The organism is Arsenophonus nasoniae, assembly GCF_004768525.1.
GTDB lineage: Bacteria > Pseudomonadota > Gammaproteobacteria > Enterobacterales > Enterobacteriaceae > Arsenophonus > Arsenophonus nasoniae.
In genome coordinates this window covers 522,017-540,458 of the sequence record NZ_CP038613.1, presented here as the reverse complement: position 1 = coordinate 540,458, position 18,442 = coordinate 522,017, and the positions used below count along the sequence as shown (strand labels likewise).

Genomic DNA, 18,442 nt, shown 5'->3' with positions numbered 1-18,442 from the left:
CTTAAATTTGGTGGCCCCTGCTGGATTTGAACCAGCGACCAAGCGATTATGAGTAATGTGATAGCGTCAATAAAAACAATAACTTATAATAAAATCAAAAGGTTAAATGACAGATAGCACCAAATAACATTAACGATTTATAACTTGAGGGGGCACAAAGGGGACAATTATTCACCTTTGCTCTCACTTAATGCCAACGGATTTAATCTAACAGCTTCATCTAAGTGGTCGGGTGCAAAGTGTGCATAGCGCATTGTCATTTTAATATCAGTATGGCCTAGTATTCTTTGCAGCACTAATATGTTACCACCGTTCATCATAAAATGTGATGCGAATGTATGGCGCAATACATGTGACATTTGACCGTCTGGCAATACTATTTTGGTTCTTTTTAATGCGGTGCGAAACGCTGAATAACAAGATGAGAATAAAGCCCCTATTGTCTTTTTTTCTGCAATTAAGTTATAGAGTTCTTCGCTTATTGGAACTGTTCTATTTCTATTACCCTTTGTATTTGTATAAGTGATTCGAAACTTACTAACGTTGCAACCTCTTAAAGACTCAGCTTCCGACCATCTCGCCCCTGTAGACAGACAAATTTTAACGACGGTTAATAAATGCTTGTTTGAGCTATTCACGCATTCTTTAAGTAACAAGTTAATTTCATCATGATCCAAAAAAGACATTTCAGCTTCTTCGGTTTTGAAAGGTCGGATGGATTCAACTGGGTTTTCGTGTTTCCATTCCCCTAGTCGCTTTAGCTCATTAAACATAGCCCTGAAATAAGCTAACTCTAAATTCATTGTACGTGGTGAAACTTTATCTAGACGTTCTGTCCGTCTAAGTTTTCCAGATATCCTTTTTTCACGATACGACGAAAACAATTTAGCGGTAAACTCAGTTGCTAAAGGCAAGCCCATACAATCAGACGCATAAATCATTGCTGATTTTCTCGTGTCACCATCATCAATAGTTACACCGTGTGAATTGTACCAAGTATCAATCAATTCAATTAACTTGCGCCTATCTTCCTTTTCACCTAACCACGGCTGGTTGTCAACATTATCCAAGATGTAACGTTCATAGGCTATCGCTTCACCTTTAGTGGTGAATGTTTTTCTAATTCGCTTACCCTTACCGTCCTTTTTACCTTCTGGGTAAAAGTCTAAACGCCAGCGTCCATCGGATTGTTTAGTTATTGACATTTATACCAGCAACGTTTGTTAACCAATCATTAAAATAATATTTTTTATGCCCTTCACTAGCCATCATTGTTTGGATTTTTCTGGCAGCAAAAGTTCGGAATTCATTTCTTGTGTGACAATAACCAGCAAAATATTCATCACCATAGCCATTCTTTTTATATTGAGTGATATCAACCGTTCTTTTTGTTTTGCCTGAATTTGATAAGTAAGTAAATGTTGTTGGTATAGCGGGGAATTCTGCAATTAAATTAATTTCTTTTGCTGCATACCGGACATCTTTTGCATATTCAAAAAGTTCGTGTAAATCTAATTTAAAATTCTTTTTGCAAAGGTCTTTAAAATCATATCGCGAAGCTCCAACGGTTATCGCTGTGATAATTTCTTTTTCAGCTATAAGGGATACTTCACCCGTTGTAGGGTCAGTTAACTCTAAATAAAATTCACCATTTTCATAGATATATAATCGTGTAAAGATCCCATATAACTTATTGGTTTCCCCTCTAACTCTAAATGATGCTGGCTTTGTTGTTCCCTGCCAGATGAGAGAGTTACCATTCTCCATGACATATGTCTTTATTAACTCCTCATATACCTCATCAACTGTGACAATTCTAGCTGGAGGTGCTACATCATTTGATTGAGTGATTATAGGTCTCTGAGAAAACTCTTTTACCGCCTCTTCTTCTATATCGCTTTTTATTCGAATTTGCTGTTCCTGTTTTTTTTCTTTCTTTTTTTTAGAAAAAAACCACCAACGTGATAAGCAAATAATTAAAGAGCCTGTCACAATCAACATGAATATTGAAACACCTTTATCTTTCTCATTTGGTGTTAAAGTAAGATTTAGTCCTGCTGCAAAAAACAAAACTAAAAATAATACTACTAGTATTTTTAGCGCAAATAAAATCTTACTCATATCAATAATCCTTTATCTTTTTGATAACTCGACCAAGAATTGTTAGAGCTATTAAGTCGCAATCAAAAGCCATGCCAACACCAGAGACGCGAACACGTTGCATAGGCATTCTAGTCAATTCTCTTATGCTAATTTTATCATCTATACGGACTAACCATTTACCGTCATATACCTCACCAAATTTACGGTCAACAATAAAATAATTTTGTCCATCTTGAACCATAATTGGCTCACTTGGAAATGGCACCCCCTGTTTAAAAAATGCTTTGTCAAATATGCCTATACCTGAGTCAAACTCTTCGCCATCAATTATTTTATATTTCTTTAAACGAAGTATATCCAATTCTTCATCATCAAACTTTTTACCATGACCAGTGGCGAGCCATTGCAAGCTAACGCCAGTTTCAGCCATGCATTGCACTACAAGATCAGCTGGAAATCCACCTCTACGATAACGTGAAGATAAAGAACTTGCTGCCATATTGAAATGTTGAGCTAGAGTAATTTTTGAGCTGAATCCATAAGCTTCAATAATTCTGTCTAGGACAGGCGTGCTGTCTGAATCCATCTGTAATTCAAAGGTAGCCATATTTAAATCCAATTCTCAAAATGCGCATTTATTTTGCAATAACGATTGACTATGTGCATATTGCACATTATTATTGTGCTAATTGAGAAATAAGCACAAATAGAATCAAATATACTGAATAGGAGATTTTGCCTTATGCGCCCAAACATTACAATAACCATTCCAGACCCATACGTTACAGTTAGCGAGTATTGCAAGCGTACTGGACTATCAGAAAGTTCAGTTCGTAATATGATTGCTGATGGACGTTTACCTGTTCGAAAAAAACACAAAGATTTAAAGCAAGGAACAGTGTTTATTAATCTTGCTGCAATCACTGTTGAATCATTGTCAGAGTGCAATATTTCGCTTCATGCCTAGTCATTATTCGCTTTAGGAGAATGAAAGCTATGTTTGATTATCAAGCATCCAAACAAGCAAAATTTGACGACGCTTGCCGTATGTTTGCGATTTCTCATAAAGGTGAATTAGCTCATATAGCAAAATCTATTGGTTTTAATTCACAAATGCTGCGCAATAAGTTGAATCCCGAGCAACCACACCGATTGACCTGTTCTGATTTAATCAAACTCACTGATATCACCGAAGATGCCTCTTTACTTGATGGTTTATTGGAACAACTACGGTGCCAACCCGCAATTCCCATCAATCAAGTCAATGAAATCAATATACCTACTTGTGTGCTATGTGCGACAGCAGAAGTGGGAAAATTAGCCAATGAAACAGTAACCGGCGGCCATTTTAATCATTTGCGGATAGCCAATTTTAAAAAATCGGTTAATACGGCTATTAAATGTTTAACGTTAGCCAGTGTCACTATTTCAACACGTTTACATATTCATCCTGTAATGGGGTCAACCGTTGATGTTTTGACCGGCGTGAGTGCGTCATTAATATGAAATGAGTACAACGGATAAATTAAGGAATATTATGAACAGATTACGACATCAAGAAAACCAATATCGTTTAACGGGAGAGTCTGTTAAATGTTATCGTTCTAATAATAAAAAAAAGAAATTAGGGTTAATAGATAAATTAATTCTTTTATTTGGCGTTTTATTTGTTTTTTATTTTATCACGATTGTTATCAAATCATGATAATGAGAAATAAAGAGTAATGAACTTCACCTTTAATTCATTCTATTAAAGCAATAAAAAATAATATGAGTGATATCAATAAAAAAGAAATGAGCACTTATTGGAATACGGGTTTATCAATAAACCAAAGGTTTGATGGTTTAATAAGATGCGCTCAATTAAGAACGGTTTATTTTAATAACGACCCTAATAATAAATGTCTTTCAGACTTTATTGAATATTTACGAAAACATAATAAACGCTTCGTTAATTTGATTTTTTATTTAGCTAATATTGATAATAAAAAACATCATTTAAAATTTGATAATCAAGAGAAACAGGCAATTATTTATGCGATATTTCAATTACAGGCATTGGTTGGATTAATACCCAAAAATATCGTCATCCCCCTTTAAATATAATTGATTGATTTAATGACGCCAACGTCAGGGAATTCTTTTACCTAAAAAATCACCTAAAAAATGCACGATAAAAGTGCATTTTGGGAGTTAACTCGATGATAAATGCTATGCGATTGAATTTAATTATCTCAAAATTAATTCAGGAATTCCAATTTAAAGAACAAAATGGGTATTTACGGCAAGGTATCTGCCCAGATTGCAAAAAAAAGGAATTATTTACCGCCATTGAAAAACCTTTTGTACTCAAATGTGGTCGTGAAAATAAATGTGGTGCCGAAATTATTGTTAAAGAAATCTATCCGGATATTTTCGATAACTGGTCAGCGTACCATCCTAAAACACAACAAGCCCCAAATGCCGCGGCGGATGCCTATTTGCAACAGGCTAGAGGATTGGATATCGCGCCATTAAAAGGGTTATATATTGAATCCAGTTATCACGCTAAAGGGTTGGGTTCGGCAACCGTAAAATTCGCCCTACCTAATGGCGCTTACTGGGAACGTATTATCGATAACCCACAACGATTTGACCGCAAAGCCAATTTCTTTGGGGCTTATAAAGGGCAGTGGTGGAGTTTACCACAACAGGATTTAACAAAAGCAACCGAAATTTGGCTAACAGAAGGGATTTTTGATGCGATTAGTCTTGCTCAAAATGGGTTATATGCGGTTTCTCTGATGAGTTGTCATAATTACCCAGAACATGCCTTAGCCCAGCTTAAAATTGCGCTGGGTGAAAATAAAAAACCGGTATTAATCTGGGCACTTGATAATGGAAAGGCGGGTGAAAAGGCAATAAAAAAATTTGTCTCACGTAGTCGCGACGAAGGATGGTTAGCAACGGCGGCACGACCAGGGGATGTGGATGACCAGCATGATTGGAATGATTTGCATATTAAAGGGCGATTGACAAAAGACAATATCGCGCGTTATCGCTATTACGGTAAGTTATTATTAACGCATACGGCTTTTGATCGTGCCAGATTGATGTTTCAGTGGACGGAGCGAACAGAGTTTGATTTCCGGCATGACAATCGTCTGTACTGGTTTAAGCTCGATATTGACAAAATGATGAAAGCCGTTGAACGTATAAAGGAAGCTGAACCAACATTGCATGACGATGAGAGTCGGGAAAAAGCCGTTAAAGAATCAGGCATTGTTATTGAAATTGCTAATTGTTATCCAACACCGCTTTATTTTCAAAAGTCGGTTGAAACCGATGAATCCTGGTATTACATCGACGTAGCGTTTCCACACCAGCAGCACAACGTAAAAGCGACATTTACCGCAACACAATTAACTAGCAGCAGTGAATTCAAAAAACGCTTATTGCATATTGCTAAAGGGGCTATGTACACCGGCAGTACACAACAGCTTGATAAAATCCTAAAACGCACTTTACCAACAATTAAAGAGGTCAAGACTCAAAACTATGTCGGTTATAACAAACGCTATGATGCCTATATTTTTAATCAGGTTGCGATCCAAAACGGTAAAGTGTACTCCCTTAATCAAGAAGATTATTTTTCACTAGAAAAATTAGATATCAAAACTCTAGCTTCACAACCTGCTTTACAGTTTAATCTTAATTTCAATGAATTTACCACAGATTGGATTGATGATTTGTGGCTGGCATTTGGTGTCAAAGGTTATACAGTGCTAGCCTTCTGGCTGGGTGCCTTATTTGCTGAACAAATCCGTGACCACTTACAGACCTATCCCTTCTTGGAAATTTTCGGGGAACCGGGTAGTGGAAAAAGTACTTTACTGGAATTTATGTGGCGCCTTTTTGGCCGTGAAAATTATGAAGGGTTTGATCCCTCGAAATCAACCGCAGCCGGACGCGCTCGTAGCTTTGCACAAGTCAGCAATCTTCCCGTTTGTTTGATTGAAAGTGATCGTAACCAAAATAATGCTAAATTACGTGCCTTTGACTGGAATGAATTAAAAAATATCTATGATAGTGGACTATTGCGTAGCGTAGGGCGAAAAGGCGGAAGTAACGATACCGAAGAACTGATATTTAGAGGCGCTATCGTTATTGGTCAAAATGCACCTATTATGACTGAGGATACGGCCATTCCAGAACGGTTGATCCATTTATCAACGGATAAGCGTCACCATTCTCAAGTGACTAAAGAAGCAGCAACAAGACTTGAGCGCTATCCAATTAATACGGTATCCGGTTTTGTACCTAAAGTGTTAATGCAAGGCGATAAAATATTCCAGACAGCTTGTGAACGTTACGAAGAGATTGAGAAAATTTTGTATGCGGATCCCGCAATTCATCACACTCGCATTGCCCGTAACCACGCCCAGATGATTGCTTTTTTAGAAATGTTGCCACAGGTGATTTCTGTTTCATCGCAGCGCATTGAAGAAACGAGGGCTTTTATTGTTAATTTAGCCAAAGAGCGTGTCAAAGCGGTACACGATGATCCGGATGATATTAACGAATTTTGGGCGATGTTTGATTATTTGGATACTGAAGATATTTACGGGGTAAACCATAGCGCAAAAGAGAATGAATTTGCCATCAATTTTAACCAGCTCATCCAGATTGCCAGTGAAAAACGTCAGCCTTTTGGTGATATCGTTAACATTAAACGGCGGTTAAAGTTAGGGAAAAAACGGCACTTTATTCGAACTAAAAGTATACGCAGTCGTGTTAATGCTGCCTACAATGCCGCTTTACCCAAGGCGAGCACACTAAAAAAACCGGACGTGTTAGAATGCTGGATATTTGAAAAAAAATAATTCAATCTCGGTTTGCTATGTTATGCCTTAACAAACGTTAAGGTTTTTTTGTTTTTATCACATCATCTTGAGTGCCATCACCCAAACTAAAAATAGACACAAAGGCAGAGATAGAACACAAGTTATCTCGGATACATAAATAACCTGAGTTCGGGATAAGAAATATAAAATTTTTTATTGTATATTCAATTACTTAAATTAAAATTATTACATAAAACAGTGCTGAATTTTGGCTTTTTTCATGATTTTAGCAAAGAAAATAGCTTATTTTTTAACCTACAACCAACTAAAAATATTTCCTTTTTTTATCATTTTATTGATTTTAAAAGGTTTTTATTGATAAATGAGCTATTTTTGTTTTCTCATAACTACCGCTTATCCCGAACTCAGGTTAAATAATACATAAATATAATAATAAACTAATATTTATGGTTATTATTTGATCAATATAAATATCTTCCACAATTTTTGGGTATACCTCGGAAAACCCTTACATTCCTTATAAATTAAAAATTATGATATTAGTTTATGATTTTAAAGGAAAATAATTAAAGTGGAAAGTCTTACAAAACCCTTACAAAATCCTTACATGTAAGACTTACAACTCCTTACAACTTTAAAAGCTATCTTATTGATTTTATTATATGTAAGGATGATGTAAGATTTTGTAAGGGTTTTTTCCTTACATAAGAATCCATTATTTTCAAGGGCTTATAGGCTGTTTTTTGCTGTGTAAGGCATGTAAGGATTTTCCGAAACATACCCCCATCCCTAAAGAATTTTCTTTTTTTAAACTCACAAAAATTTAACAATAGGACAAGGATAGTATTTTTTATCTCAGTAAAATTTTATTGATGAGAAAATAGTCATTAATTCATTGATTTTATGTATATTTTATTATTAATCGCTCAGAATAGGGTGTTTTCGGGGTGCTCCAGTTAAAGGAAAATGTAAACTATGAACGATTTATTCAATATCGTTGTGACTTTGGAGCGCATCAATACACTATCTAAACTGGCAACAGACCCAAAAATAGACAATCAACATGAGCGAGAAATTATTCTCGATATGATTATGGAATTATCTGAGGAGGTTAAACAATCGTTAATAACGCTTTCTGAAAAAAGCTAAATCAACTGTTAGTAGTTATTAAGTTCGAATAATATTGTAAGGAGTACCTCGGAAAAATTTATTTTCCAGATTGAAAGGAAATATTGACGAGGTGTTTAACAGGGTTAAAATTTCAAGCGGCTCTCGTTTTAATAATTTAACGGCTGGAGTAACGCACAGTTTGTTTTGGCACTGGGGCTTAAAGTATGGCTAAAGATTAAATTCAGAACAAAGGTATGACCGCATTCCACATCAGTACAGGCACAATACAGGTCGGAAATTTCATGATGTTTTCTATTTGATTTACGAATGATCGCTTTTTGGCTACAAATTGGACAGAATATGGTTAATACTCGCACGTGCAAGCCCTCCGATTGATGTAACGCTTTAATTTTACACCATTTTTAACTATTCATCATTTTTATTGTCAGATTTTTGATTAAAAATCAGCTTTAGCCCTTCATTTTTGCCGATTTCAGGATTAATCGCATGCATAAACAGGTTTTGAACCGGGATGACTTCATCTTTTCGGTAGGCTTCACGCGCTTTGATGGGGTCACCCAGTCCCCCCACATTACCGGGGATAATGCCCGCTAAACCTGCGGGGAAACGATGGGCGGTTAACACATCCTGGGCACTAATGCTTTTCACGTTACTAAATTCATCCTGCGCCGAAATATCCCCTACGGGAATAAACTTGATGCCATCGGGGTCACCGTTAGGCACGCTGACAAACATGGTTGAAAAATTTCCAATTCCTTTGCTGTGTTCGAGGTTGCTAATGATTTCCGCTTCCACTTCATCCGTCATGTTCGGGTCATTACAGTAAATCATCCCGCCCGTGTGGGCGCCGTTATGGTAATAGCGCCGGCGAAATATAGTCGCTTCGCTATTGAGTAACGCTGCATGGATCCCCCCGATATAATCCGGAATACCGTAAACCTGCTGTTGTGGGTCGTATTGTTTGAGATAAATAATGTCTTCAGGGGAATAAACCAGAGGCTCACCGTCCTGTAAAATCACAAAATCGCCGTCTTTTCGGCGCCGCAAGTAAAGCGAGGGCAAGACTTCTAGCGCTAAAACATCCCCCCAACCGTTACGCACTTTTAATAGCGCCACATCCCCAAACAGGAAATAGCTAAATACCGCCGCTTTAAGCTGTTCATGGGTTAAACCGCCCCCCATATAATCACTGACTACCATATTATGGCGGGCATAGAGTACGCCGCCATGCTGACCATTCAAATTCACCAGTTCGGCAAGGGCTTGTCGGTCAATGGGCAACGTCCAGTGATCGAACGCATTGTCATACCCAACATTTTGATAATCGGTATGCGTGGTTAAAATGGGTTCTGGCTTACCCAACGTGATACTAAACCCTTTTTTGGCTGCTTTTGCTGTTTGCAGCCTGTTTTTGCGTGAATTCCATTGCTTTTTCATTATGACGCCTTGGCAAAGTGATAGGTTGATTTGCGTTTTTTATCGGTATTCAAGGGCTCTTTAATCACCGCATGGGAGGTTGCCCAAAAAACGTCTGCATGACCGGTTTCCTGGGTTCTATCCGCCACAAACGTCATGGCGCTGCCTTTACCCGTTGTGGTGTGTCGAATACATAAAAAAGAGGCGGGTATTTCTTTTTGTTCCACATCCCACTCAATCCGTTCTTCATCAACGATATCGATCATTTTCATCACTAACTGGGTTTTCATTGATAAGCTGTAAAGGATAGGTTGTGTGATGCGAGGAGCAAAATCCTGCACCATTTCATAGACGGATTGACCAATCCCGGTGGTATCAATACCAATATGGGTGAAACGATATTTTTTCGTTAAATCTTCAATCAGTTTGGCTTGATGACGCCAGCTAAACCCCTGCCAATAAAAAGTGGCTAATATTCGAAACACTTCAGGTGCCATCATGGGTGGTGCAACAATGACAAAGGTGGAGGTATCACCAGAGCGCGCAGGATCATAACCGCCCCAGACTTCACGCTCGCCAAAGGGTCTTGGGGCTTTCGGGTTATGGTCTTCCCATAAGTTCACATCAACCCCACATTTTTGCAGTGTGTCATATTTAAAAACAGAAGCGCCATGCTCAATAAAAATACACATATATAGCATCTTAAAGGTGTCAGGGTTATATCGTTGCCGTAGCTTATCGATTGACGCCAGATTAAAGCCGCCTTTTATCGCATCTTCAAGCGTAATAACATAACGCCATTGACCATCTGGACACACGCGCCCCCCGTCGCGCATGTCATCAACGGAAGGAAACGTTATATTTTTACGCTTTGGATCCTGACCGCGCCATTCGTCACCTGTCCAGAATGGATAACCCCCATGTGTTTTTGAACTGGGGGTTGATAAATAGGTTGTGCGCCATTTGTCATGGGTTGCCATGGCGGAGGCGACATCATTCAACCGTTTGAAATCCGGTACCCAGAGGTATTCATCACAATACAAATGACCACTATAGGATTGTGCGGTGTTTTTGTTTGTGGAGAGAAACCGTAATTCAGCGCCATTGCTTAACCGGATCGGATTACCGGTTAGGGTTACCCCAAAAAACTTTTCGGCAATATTCACGATATAAGCGCGAAAAACTTCCGCCTGTGGGCGTGATGCGGATAAAAATATTTGTGGATCGGCTGTCAAACAGGCATTTTCAAACGCTTCATAAGCAAAATACCAGGTTGCGCCAATTTGGCGACTTTTTAAAATATTACGAACCGCCTGGGTCATGTTGATGCGCAGGTGTTTTTGATACGCAAATAGCCTTTCATCCGCAAATTGCTGGAAGTCTTCAGCAGTAATGCGGGAAATGTCATTTTTACGATAACGCTTTTTCTTTTTTGGTTTTTCTTCATCTTCAACCATCTCATCGCCATAACCTTGCCTGTCATTTGACTGGGGTTTGAGCGCCACCATTTTTTCAGTATGTTTGTTGGCTTGTGCCATCAACTTAACATGATGTGCAATGAGGCGATCGAGTTCGTCCTGTTCGAGTTCAGTTTTCTTATCACGACCGGTTAAAAGTACAATTCGACGATTGATTGCCTCAATAACGGTTTCATGGCTGAGCATCTCGGCCCAGTGCCATTTTTGCGCCCAATAATAAACGATCCGCCGATTGGGTAGCGCTAATTCCGCGGCGATTTCCGCCGGCGTGTAGTGTCGCAAATAAAGGGATTTGGCGACTTCAATTTTTGCATCGTGATATTTAGCCATAGCAGGCATTGTGCCTCGATGCGTTGCTGCTGGCATTAAGTCGCTTTCGGCAACGCCGTGATAGCCGAATTGAACTTCTCGCCAGTGAAAAAAATGTGGGCAATACTGAGTAGACCGAAACGAACGGAAGCAAATTAACCCAAGGATGGGAACAACATATCAATGTCGCAATTAAGAACTACATGGCTATGTATCGCGACAGAGGGTGACACCATTGATGGTCGGGTTATTGAAAGACAAGACCTGTTAGATGTCGCCGAATTATATGATCACCAATTATATGCGGCGATGATTTGGCCTGAACATAACCACGATGCGGAGCCCATGGGCGAAGTCCTTGAAGTCATGCTGGAAGAAAATGCGCGTGGTGAATTACAGCTACTCGCAATACTGCGGCCCTTTGTCAATTTATTAATGGCCAATGCAGCGGATAACTATTTATTCACTTCGATTGAATTAACCCCTGATGGCAATTTTAGAGGGACAGGTAAGTCTTATCTGCAAGGACTGGGCGTAACGAATGAGCCGGCCAGTGTCGGCACTACCCGGCTCCATTTCAGCCGGAAAAAACCAAAGGACAAGGACATGTCAACAAAGTCTAAAAAATCAAACTGGCGTAAGCTTTTTAATATTGCCGAGCCCGAATCCCCTATCGAAAAAGAAGTCGACGGTGACAAATTGCAGCAGCTAGCTCAGGCACTCGCCGAGGCTGAAGAGGAAATTCAGCGTTTAAAATCGCAGCTGGCATCAACACAGCAAGATGTTGAAGACGTACAAGAAGAGGTCGACACGGTAAAAGAAGTGGTTGACACCGAAGAGTTTGCCCGTTTACGCGATAACCTACCGCAAATCGTTAAAAACTTTGGAAAGTTGGACGAAAAAATTACGCGTTTACCTAAACTCAATCCGGCGAACAATACAAAAGAAAAGGGTTTTAAATTTCTTTAATCGGCTCGTCATCTAGGAGAGGGATTTCCATGTTTTTAAACCAAAGAGCCGAGGAATGGCTCAATCATTACGAAAGTGGTTTGGCGAAAGCGTATAACGTCACTAACCCATCGCGTTATTTTAAATTATCGGATCCAAAAGAAACGGCTTTGCGTTCAGCATTGCTTGAATCGGTTGAATTATTGAGCATGATCACCTGTGCTGACGTTGACCAGTTGCAGGGGCAAGTGGTTGCGGTCGGTAATCCCGGTTTATTCACCGGTCGCAATAAAGACGGTCGTTTTATTCGTAAAACATTGGTGGACGGCAACGAGTACAAACTGGCTGAAACAGACTCCGGCGCCGCATTACCCTGGAGCCTGTTATCCGTATGGGCGAATGCGGGGACGGAAAATGAGTTTTTCCAGCGTATGCAAGCCTTTACCAATGAATCATTTGCGCTTGATATGCTGCGCATTGGTTTTAATGGTAAAAAAGTTGCCGATACCACTAAACCCGAAGAGAATCCAAACGGTGAAGACGTCAATATCGGTTGGCATCAAATCGCTAAAGATTGGAATCGCGGTAAGCAGGTTATCACTAAACCGGTCATATTAGATGATAAAGGGGATTTCCGATCGTTAGACGCCATGGCATCCGATTTGATTAATACTTCTATTCCTCAGCAGTTCCGTACGGATCCGCGCTTGGTCGTGCTGGTTGGGGCGGATTTGGTTGCCGCCGAACAATATCGCTTATATCAGGCCGCTGACCGACCGACAGAGAAAATCGCCGCGCAAATGCTGGCGGATACCATCGCTGGCCGTAAAGCCCTTGTGCCCCCTTTTATGCCGGGAAAAAGGATGGTGGTAACCATGCTGTCAAATCTGCATATCTACACCCAACGCAATACGCGCCAGCGTAAAGCCGAATTTGTCGAAGACCGTAAGCAGTATGAGAATAAATATCTGCGCAATGAAGGCTACGCGCTGGAATTTCCTGAGTTATATGCTGCTTATGATGAAGGCGCGGTTACCATCGGTAAAATTACCGAGCCCGCCGAAAAAGTCGGGGGATAAGCCATGCTATCCCCTGCTCAGCGCCATCGTGCCGAAGTTGAACTGCGCCAAAAGCTAGAACGGCAACAAGCTGTCTCTATCGCTGATGGTGCCAGTATGCACTTACAAGCGCGAGCGATTGAGCGGGATGTCAAACGATTACGAGCCCAACCGACAACCGCCGACAGAGTGGAAATGAAAAGGCGAGAATTACTGCCCACTTACCTTCCCACCGCTGAACGTTATTTGTCAGAGGGGGAAGTCTATCGAAACCCCATTTTTGCTTATTGCGTCATTTGGCTCTTTGATGTGGGGGATTTCGATAAAGGATTGGATTGGGCAGAGATTGCCATTGAGCAAGGACAGCTCACCCCCGATAACTTCCGTAGTCATTTCGCCGCGTTTGTGGCGGATACGATATTAGCCTGGGCGTATACGGAACAGGAAGCGGGAAACGGCATCGAGCCTTATTTTTCACGCACCTTTAAAAATGTCACTGAAAAATGGCGGGTACACGAAAAAATCCGAGCAAAATACTACAAATTTGCCGCATTGAACTTGCTAAGTCATGATCGCAATGTGGAAGCCAAAGCCAGTGCGATGGATTGTGTTGAAACGCTTGAAAAAGCCGCCGACTATCTGGCGCGCGCCAGAGCGCTTAATCCTAAAGTGGGGGTTGATACGCAGCTAAAACGCATCGCCATGCGCCTTCGTGCGCTAAAAACAGCATAAAAAGACTACCGCCAGCCAAACGGGCGCGGTGGAGGCAATGCCATTGATTGCAATTGGCCAGGGAAGCCGGACAGCCCGTTTTTTTTACAAGGAGCGTTATGTTTAACGGCAACGAGTTAAATTACCAGCATAATCCGATTATTAATGAGGGTTTTTGGCCGGATTTGAATTTGGAAGACTTTCAAAAACAACGGCAGGTACCGGTGGATTTAGACAACGATTTGCTTACGGATGCGCTATTAGCCAGTGTTGCCGAAATTAATTTGTCGCTCGCTTCACTGAAACGCCAGTTATTGGCGAAAGGCTATAAAACGTCATATGAAGTGACAGGTGCGAGCGCCAACGGTCAAAATGCGCTCAGCGCACAGTATAAAAAAGCCGTCTATGCCCGAGCCAAAGCGGATTTAATCGGCGAATACACCGCAATGGTCAGCCGTGCGCCTCATCCACAACAGGAAAGCCCCGAAGTTCGACGTCGATTACTCGCTGAGGCGGCTGTGGTGATCCGCAACATGAAAGGTTTAAAACGTGTCACGGTGGCAATGCTATGAGCAAATTACAATGCCTGACCCAATTTTTAAAAGCAAATTTGCCCGAGCGGGTTTGGAAAACCGAATTTACCAGCGAAATGGACGAAATACAGTTTATTCCGGCGCAAAAAGAGGTCGGCTTAGATCAGTATCAAATGCTGATACAGAAATTTGAAGCCGTAATTGCCTGGGGGCGTTTCCCTTACCGTGAGCTTGACCCACGTTATATCCCTTTATTGATTAATGCCTGGTTAGCTGAACAGGATAATGTGTTAGGGGAGAGTAATCTTGAGCAGGAGCCGCCCTCAATGACGGTTGATGTGGATGGAGAAACCGCCGTTGTCGTTGTGACACTTTCACTGGCTGAGCCCATCGTCATGAAAGAAGATACCTTGGGCATTATCCCTTTTGAGGGTAAAAAATGGTCGATTGTTGATCCGCAGATAGGATTTGCTGAACACGCTGACATTTATCGTGATGTGAAAGATGATAATTAATGGGCAACTGAATAAAAAACAGTTTAAAGACATGCAGCAAGCCTTAAACGGTTTGGCATTACCGCCTAAAAAACGCCAACGTTTTTTATGGCGAATGGCAAAATATGGGGTGATTGCGGCCGCAAAGCGCAACGTTAGAAACCAGCAACGCCCGAATGGCACCGCCTGGCCAGCACGCCAAAGTCAGTATAAAAAAAAGATGCTGCGAAACCTGCCAAAACTGTTGCATATCAAAGAAATGCCACAGATTGATGCGGTGAGAATTTATTTACAAGGCGGTCAATACCGTAACGGAACAAAACCCGTTCCCGCCGGTGTGGTCGGATTTGCGCAACAGCATGGGATGCACGTCACGGTTCGGCGACAACAGCTAGACAGTCAACAACGCCGTGATCCGAGCCGTTTAGCAACCCATAAACAGGCCAAAAAATTACGGGAATTTGGCTATCAGGTCAAACGCGGCAAACGGTGGCGGAAACCGACAGTAAAACAGATAACGGAAACCCTGTCTTTTTATCAGGCTGGCTTACTTATTAAAAAGTTAAGCGGTAAAACGGCAAAAAAGAGTTGGACTATCGATGTTCCTGCCCGTGCTTTTTTAGGGATGAGTGATCGTGATTTTAAAAAGGCACTCGCCAGGCAGTTACAAGGGATTGGATTTGGCGCGGATGTCAACGCACAGGATATTAAATAAAAGGATTTAACCATGTGGCCACACGTTCAAGTTAATCAGGTTGACCAGCGTCAAGGCGAAAGCAAAGAAATTGAGCGCGTCTTGCTGTTCGTGGGTAAAGGGAAAAACGCGATGGGTGAAACGCGACCTATCAATACCCAAACGGATTTAGACGCCTTATTGGGAGCAGAAGCGAACCCGTTAAAATCGAATATCAAAGCCGCCATGGCGAATGCTGGCCAGAACTGGTTTGCTTACGTTCATGTCTTACCCGAAAATGCAGCGGATACCGCTTTTGTTGATGCGGTTTTAACCGCACAATCCGTTGCCAGTGTTGAGGGTTATGTCTATATCGGTGAAACCAGCAAGGCGACTATCAAAGCGGCACAAACCCTCCGCGCCACTTTACTTGCCAAGTTTGGCCGTTGGACGTGGGGCATGCTTTCGGTTGTGGGACTGCAAGAGGCGGAAACCTGGCAAAAGGCCTTAACCCGCTTAAGTGTTTTGCAAAAAGGCGAAACCGAAGCGTCAATTCAATTGGTCCCGGTGTTATGGGGTAACGAAGCCGGCGTATTAGCGGGGCGTTTATGTCATCAATCCGTCACCATTGCCGATAGTCCTGCCCGTGTGCAAACAGGGGCATTGATTGACCTTGGTCGCAGTGATTTCCCTAAGGACAGTGAAGGCGTGAACATTGATTTGGCCACGCTTCAGGCACTGGAAAAAATGCGTTTTAGTGTTCCCATGTGGTATCCCGACTATGACGGACTTTATTGGTCGGAGGGGCGAACGCTCAGTGTTGAAGGCGGTGATTTTCAAGCTATCGAAAATCTGCGTATTGTCGATAAGGTGGCGCGGCGGGTGCGATTACAGGCTATCGCAAAAATCGGTGATAGGAGCCTAAATAGCACACCAAACAGTATCGAAAGTCATAAATCTTATTTTTCACGCACGATGCGCGAAATGGCACGTAGCACTGAAATTAACGGCGTGACATTCCCCGGTGAATGTCAACCACCGCAAGAAGGGGATGTTGCGATTGTTTGGAAAACAAAAAACACGGTGGACATTTATATCACCGTACGCACCTATGCGTGCCCGAAAGGCATTACGGTCAGTATTTTACTGGATGCCAAGCTGGAGGCTAACCAATGAGTCAACGTTTATCCGGTCAAAGTTTTGACGTCAATATTGACGGCGATTTAATTCACGTCGAAAAAGTGAACTTATCGATTACCGATAACACCGCCGCCGCGCAAACACGCGGCATGCCTGACGGTTTTGTTTCCGGTGATGTGAGCGCCGAAGGGGAATTGGAAATTACCGCCAAGTACTTTACCATCATGACCGCGAAAGCGCGCGCGGCAGGATCATGGCGAGGGATCAAACCGCAGGATTTTCTTTGGTATGCCAAGGCGGGTAATGAAGAAATGAAAGTGGAGGCGTTTGGCTGCAAATTGATTGTCAGCGATATTTTAGATATTGACCCCAAAGGCGGTACCGTCACGACCCACAAAATCAAGTTTTTGGTCACCAGCCCGGATTTTGTGCGGATTAATGGCATCCCCTATTTAGAATCAGCATTAACAAAAACCCTGATTGGATAAGGCATATTGTTCATGGAAGAGCAAGAAAAGACATTTATCACCCTGGTTCTTATCGGCGCGTTAATTGGTATCGGACAAATGTTAACAAACGCCGAGCCGGTCACGATTAAGTTATTTATGGGTCGGGTGATTTTAGGCTCGGCAACCTCGGTGGCGGCAGGCGCCATGTTAATCTGGATCCCTGACCTTTCACCCCTGGCGCTGACCGGATTGGCTTCGGCTCTCGGCATCGCTGGCTATCAAACGATTGAATTATCGCTTAAAAAACGCACCAGCAGATGGTTAAAAGGGAAGTTTAAGCCATGAAAGGGATAAGAGGCATTCGAAACAATAACCCCGGCAATATTGATTACCACCCAAAGAATCAATGGCTAGGCCAATTGCCTTTTGATAGTCGCATCGAACCGCGTTTTTGCCGTTTCATTCTGCCTGAATATGGTGTGAGAGCGTTAATGAAGTTACTGCAAAATTATCATCTTTCTGGGTTTAATACGATCGAAAAAATAATCCATCGTTGGGCACCTTCCGTCGAGAATGAAACCGCGATTTATATTCATCGGGTCGCTGACGCGCTAAAGGTAAAACCCACCGAGACGATCGATCCCTTTGATAAAAACACGGTCATCGAACTGGCTAAAGCGATCATTTTTCATGAAAACGGGCAACAGCCCTACGAACAAACGCTATTTGAAAAGGCGTTTGCAACGCTATGACAAAACCCCTCGCGCTGATTATCACATTATTAGCCTGTGCCTTCTGGGCGGGTTGGAAAGTCAACGGGTTTTATCACGATAGCCTGGCGCTCACCGCCAAGAAAACCGCGGATAAAACCCGGGTTGAGTTAGAAACGATATCGCGCCAAGCCGCGGCAAAGTTAGAAGAAAAATTGGAGGGGATCACCCATGCTGCCCCCAGAGAAATACGCACTGAAATTATTAAGCCTGTCTTTACTCACGGTTGTGTTAGTGATGATTTTGTCAGGATGTATAACGAAACCGCCCGCAATATCGAACGCGAGCTATCAGGAAAATCTGCTAAAAAAATGCGCATCGGTGTTGCCACCCCTGACAGGAAAAACCGGTCGTGATTTATCCATCACATTAACCGATTTAGCCA

General features: G+C 41.8%; 22 protein-coding genes. 16 read left to right on the top strand and 6 right to left on the bottom strand.

Annotated elements, in window-relative coordinates:
- Positions 1-167: 167 nt before the first annotated feature.
- Genes ArsFIN_RS02540 through ArsFIN_RS02530 form a run of 3 tightly spaced genes read right to left on the bottom strand, consistent with a single transcriptional unit; the run spans position 168 to position 2,710 of the window.
- Entirely contained in the window at positions 168-1,205 is a 1,038-nt protein-coding gene (locus tag ArsFIN_RS02540) for a phage integrase (protein ID WP_026821543.1), read from the bottom strand.
- Positions 1,192-2,121 (bottom strand): hypothetical protein, encoded by a 930-nt coding sequence (locus ArsFIN_RS02535; protein ID WP_026821542.1) that lies wholly within the window; start codon positions 2,119-2,121, stop codon positions 1,192-1,194. Before ArsFIN_RS02535 ends, ArsFIN_RS02540 begins: the two co-directional genes overlap by 14 nt.
- A gap of 1 nt (position 2,122) precedes the next feature.
- The gene (locus tag ArsFIN_RS02530; protein WP_026821541.1) at positions 2,123-2,710 is read right to left on the bottom strand and encodes a phage repressor protein CI; all 588 of its coding nucleotides are present in this window, start codon (positions 2,708-2,710) and stop codon (positions 2,123-2,125) included.
- 135 nt (positions 2,711-2,845) lie between these two features.
- On the opposite strand from ArsFIN_RS02530, the gene ArsFIN_RS02525 reads away from it, so the two are divergent.
- From ArsFIN_RS02525 to ArsFIN_RS26170, 5 genes are all read left to right on the top strand, one after another.
- Positions 2,846-3,070: a helix-turn-helix transcriptional regulator gene (locus ArsFIN_RS02525; protein WP_026821540.1), complete on the top strand. Its 225-nt coding sequence runs from the start codon at positions 2,846-2,848 to the stop codon at positions 3,068-3,070.
- A gap of 29 nt (positions 3,071-3,099) precedes the next feature.
- A complete protein-coding gene (locus ArsFIN_RS02520) occupies positions 3,100-3,609 on the top strand; it encodes a phage regulatory CII family protein (protein ID WP_026821539.1) in 510 nt (169 codons plus the stop codon).
- Between the two features lie 264 nt (positions 3,610-3,873).
- Entirely contained in the window at positions 3,874-4,203 is a 330-nt protein-coding gene (locus ArsFIN_RS02515) for a DUF5347 family protein (protein ID WP_026821538.1), read from the top strand.
- Between the two features lie 101 nt (positions 4,204-4,304).
- Complete coding sequence (locus ArsFIN_RS02510) at positions 4,305-6,965, top strand: toprim domain-containing protein (protein ID WP_246067320.1); 2,661 nt, start codon at positions 4,305-4,307, stop codon at positions 6,963-6,965.
- Positions 6,966-7,922: 957 nt separating this feature from the next.
- Positions 7,923-8,096, top strand: coding sequence for a hypothetical protein (locus tag ArsFIN_RS26170; RefSeq protein WP_155846964.1), 174 nt, complete (start codon positions 7,923-7,925; stop codon positions 8,094-8,096).
- Between the two features lie 128 nt (positions 8,097-8,224).
- On the opposite strand, the gene ArsFIN_RS02505 is transcribed toward ArsFIN_RS26170, so the two are convergent.
- The 3 genes from ArsFIN_RS02505 to ArsFIN_RS02495 are packed head-to-tail and all read right to left on the bottom strand — an operon-like array spanning position 8,225 to position 11,302.
- Positions 8,225-8,434: an ogr/Delta-like zinc finger family protein gene (locus ArsFIN_RS02505; RefSeq protein ID WP_071846838.1), complete on the bottom strand. Its 210-nt coding sequence runs from the start codon at positions 8,432-8,434 to the stop codon at positions 8,225-8,227.
- 49 nt (positions 8,435-8,483) lie between these two features.
- The gene (locus tag ArsFIN_RS02500) at positions 8,484-9,515 is read right to left on the bottom strand and encodes a phage portal protein (RefSeq protein ID WP_034249150.1); all 1,032 of its coding nucleotides are present in this window, start codon (positions 9,513-9,515) and stop codon (positions 8,484-8,486) included.
- Entirely contained in the window at positions 9,515-11,302 is a 1,788-nt protein-coding gene (locus ArsFIN_RS02495; protein ID WP_026821536.1) for a terminase large subunit domain-containing protein, read from the bottom strand. The genes ArsFIN_RS02500 and ArsFIN_RS02495 overlap by 1 nt, the downstream gene beginning before the upstream one ends.
- Before the next feature lie 162 nt (positions 11,303-11,464).
- On the opposite strand from ArsFIN_RS02495, the gene ArsFIN_RS02490 reads away from it, so the two are divergent.
- The 11 genes from ArsFIN_RS02490 (at position 11,465) to ArsFIN_RS02440 (ending at position 18,413) form a co-directional block, all read left to right on the top strand.
- A complete protein-coding gene (locus tag ArsFIN_RS02490) occupies positions 11,465-12,250 on the top strand; it encodes a GPO family capsid scaffolding protein (RefSeq protein ID WP_034249149.1) in 786 nt (261 codons plus the stop codon).
- 29 nt (positions 12,251-12,279) lie between these two features.
- A complete protein-coding gene (locus ArsFIN_RS02485) occupies positions 12,280-13,308 on the top strand; it encodes a phage major capsid protein, P2 family (protein WP_026821534.1) in 1,029 nt (342 codons plus the stop codon).
- A 3-nt stretch (positions 13,309-13,311) separates the two neighbouring features.
- A complete protein-coding gene (gene gpM / locus ArsFIN_RS02480; RefSeq protein WP_026821533.1) occupies positions 13,312-14,019 on the top strand; it encodes a phage terminase small subunit in 708 nt (235 codons plus the stop codon).
- Positions 14,020-14,117: 98 nt separating this feature from the next.
- Positions 14,118-14,570: a head completion/stabilization protein gene (locus ArsFIN_RS02475; protein ID WP_026821532.1), complete on the top strand. Its 453-nt coding sequence runs from the start codon at positions 14,118-14,120 to the stop codon at positions 14,568-14,570.
- Positions 14,567-15,046: a phage tail protein gene (locus ArsFIN_RS02470; RefSeq protein WP_026821531.1), complete on the top strand. Its 480-nt coding sequence runs from the start codon at positions 14,567-14,569 to the stop codon at positions 15,044-15,046. The genes ArsFIN_RS02475 and ArsFIN_RS02470 overlap by 4 nt, the downstream gene beginning before the upstream one ends.
- Positions 15,036-15,740 (top strand): hypothetical protein, encoded by a 705-nt coding sequence (locus ArsFIN_RS02465; protein ID WP_026821530.1) that lies wholly within the window; start codon positions 15,036-15,038, stop codon positions 15,738-15,740. Before ArsFIN_RS02470 ends, ArsFIN_RS02465 begins: the two co-directional genes overlap by 11 nt.
- Before the next feature lie 12 nt (positions 15,741-15,752).
- Positions 15,753-16,874 (top strand): DUF2586 domain-containing protein, encoded by a 1,122-nt coding sequence (locus ArsFIN_RS02460; protein ID WP_026821529.1) that lies wholly within the window; start codon positions 15,753-15,755, stop codon positions 16,872-16,874.
- Positions 16,871-17,326, top strand: a complete 456-nt coding sequence (locus ArsFIN_RS02455; protein WP_026821528.1) for a DUF2597 family protein — start codon at positions 16,871-16,873, stop codon at positions 17,324-17,326. Before ArsFIN_RS02460 ends, ArsFIN_RS02455 begins: the two co-directional genes overlap by 4 nt.
- A gap of 12 nt (positions 17,327-17,338) precedes the next feature.
- Positions 17,339-17,632, top strand: coding sequence for a phage holin family protein (locus tag ArsFIN_RS02450; protein WP_026821527.1), 294 nt, complete (start codon positions 17,339-17,341; stop codon positions 17,630-17,632).
- On the top strand, positions 17,629-18,039 hold the full coding sequence (locus ArsFIN_RS02445) for a structural protein (protein WP_026821526.1): 411 nt from the start codon (positions 17,629-17,631) through the stop codon (positions 18,037-18,039). The genes ArsFIN_RS02450 and ArsFIN_RS02445 overlap by 4 nt, the downstream gene beginning before the upstream one ends.
- Positions 18,036-18,413: a hypothetical protein gene (locus ArsFIN_RS02440; protein WP_026821525.1), complete on the top strand. Its 378-nt coding sequence runs from the start codon at positions 18,036-18,038 to the stop codon at positions 18,411-18,413. Before ArsFIN_RS02445 ends, ArsFIN_RS02440 begins: the two co-directional genes overlap by 4 nt.
- Positions 18,414-18,442: the final 29 nt, after the last annotated feature.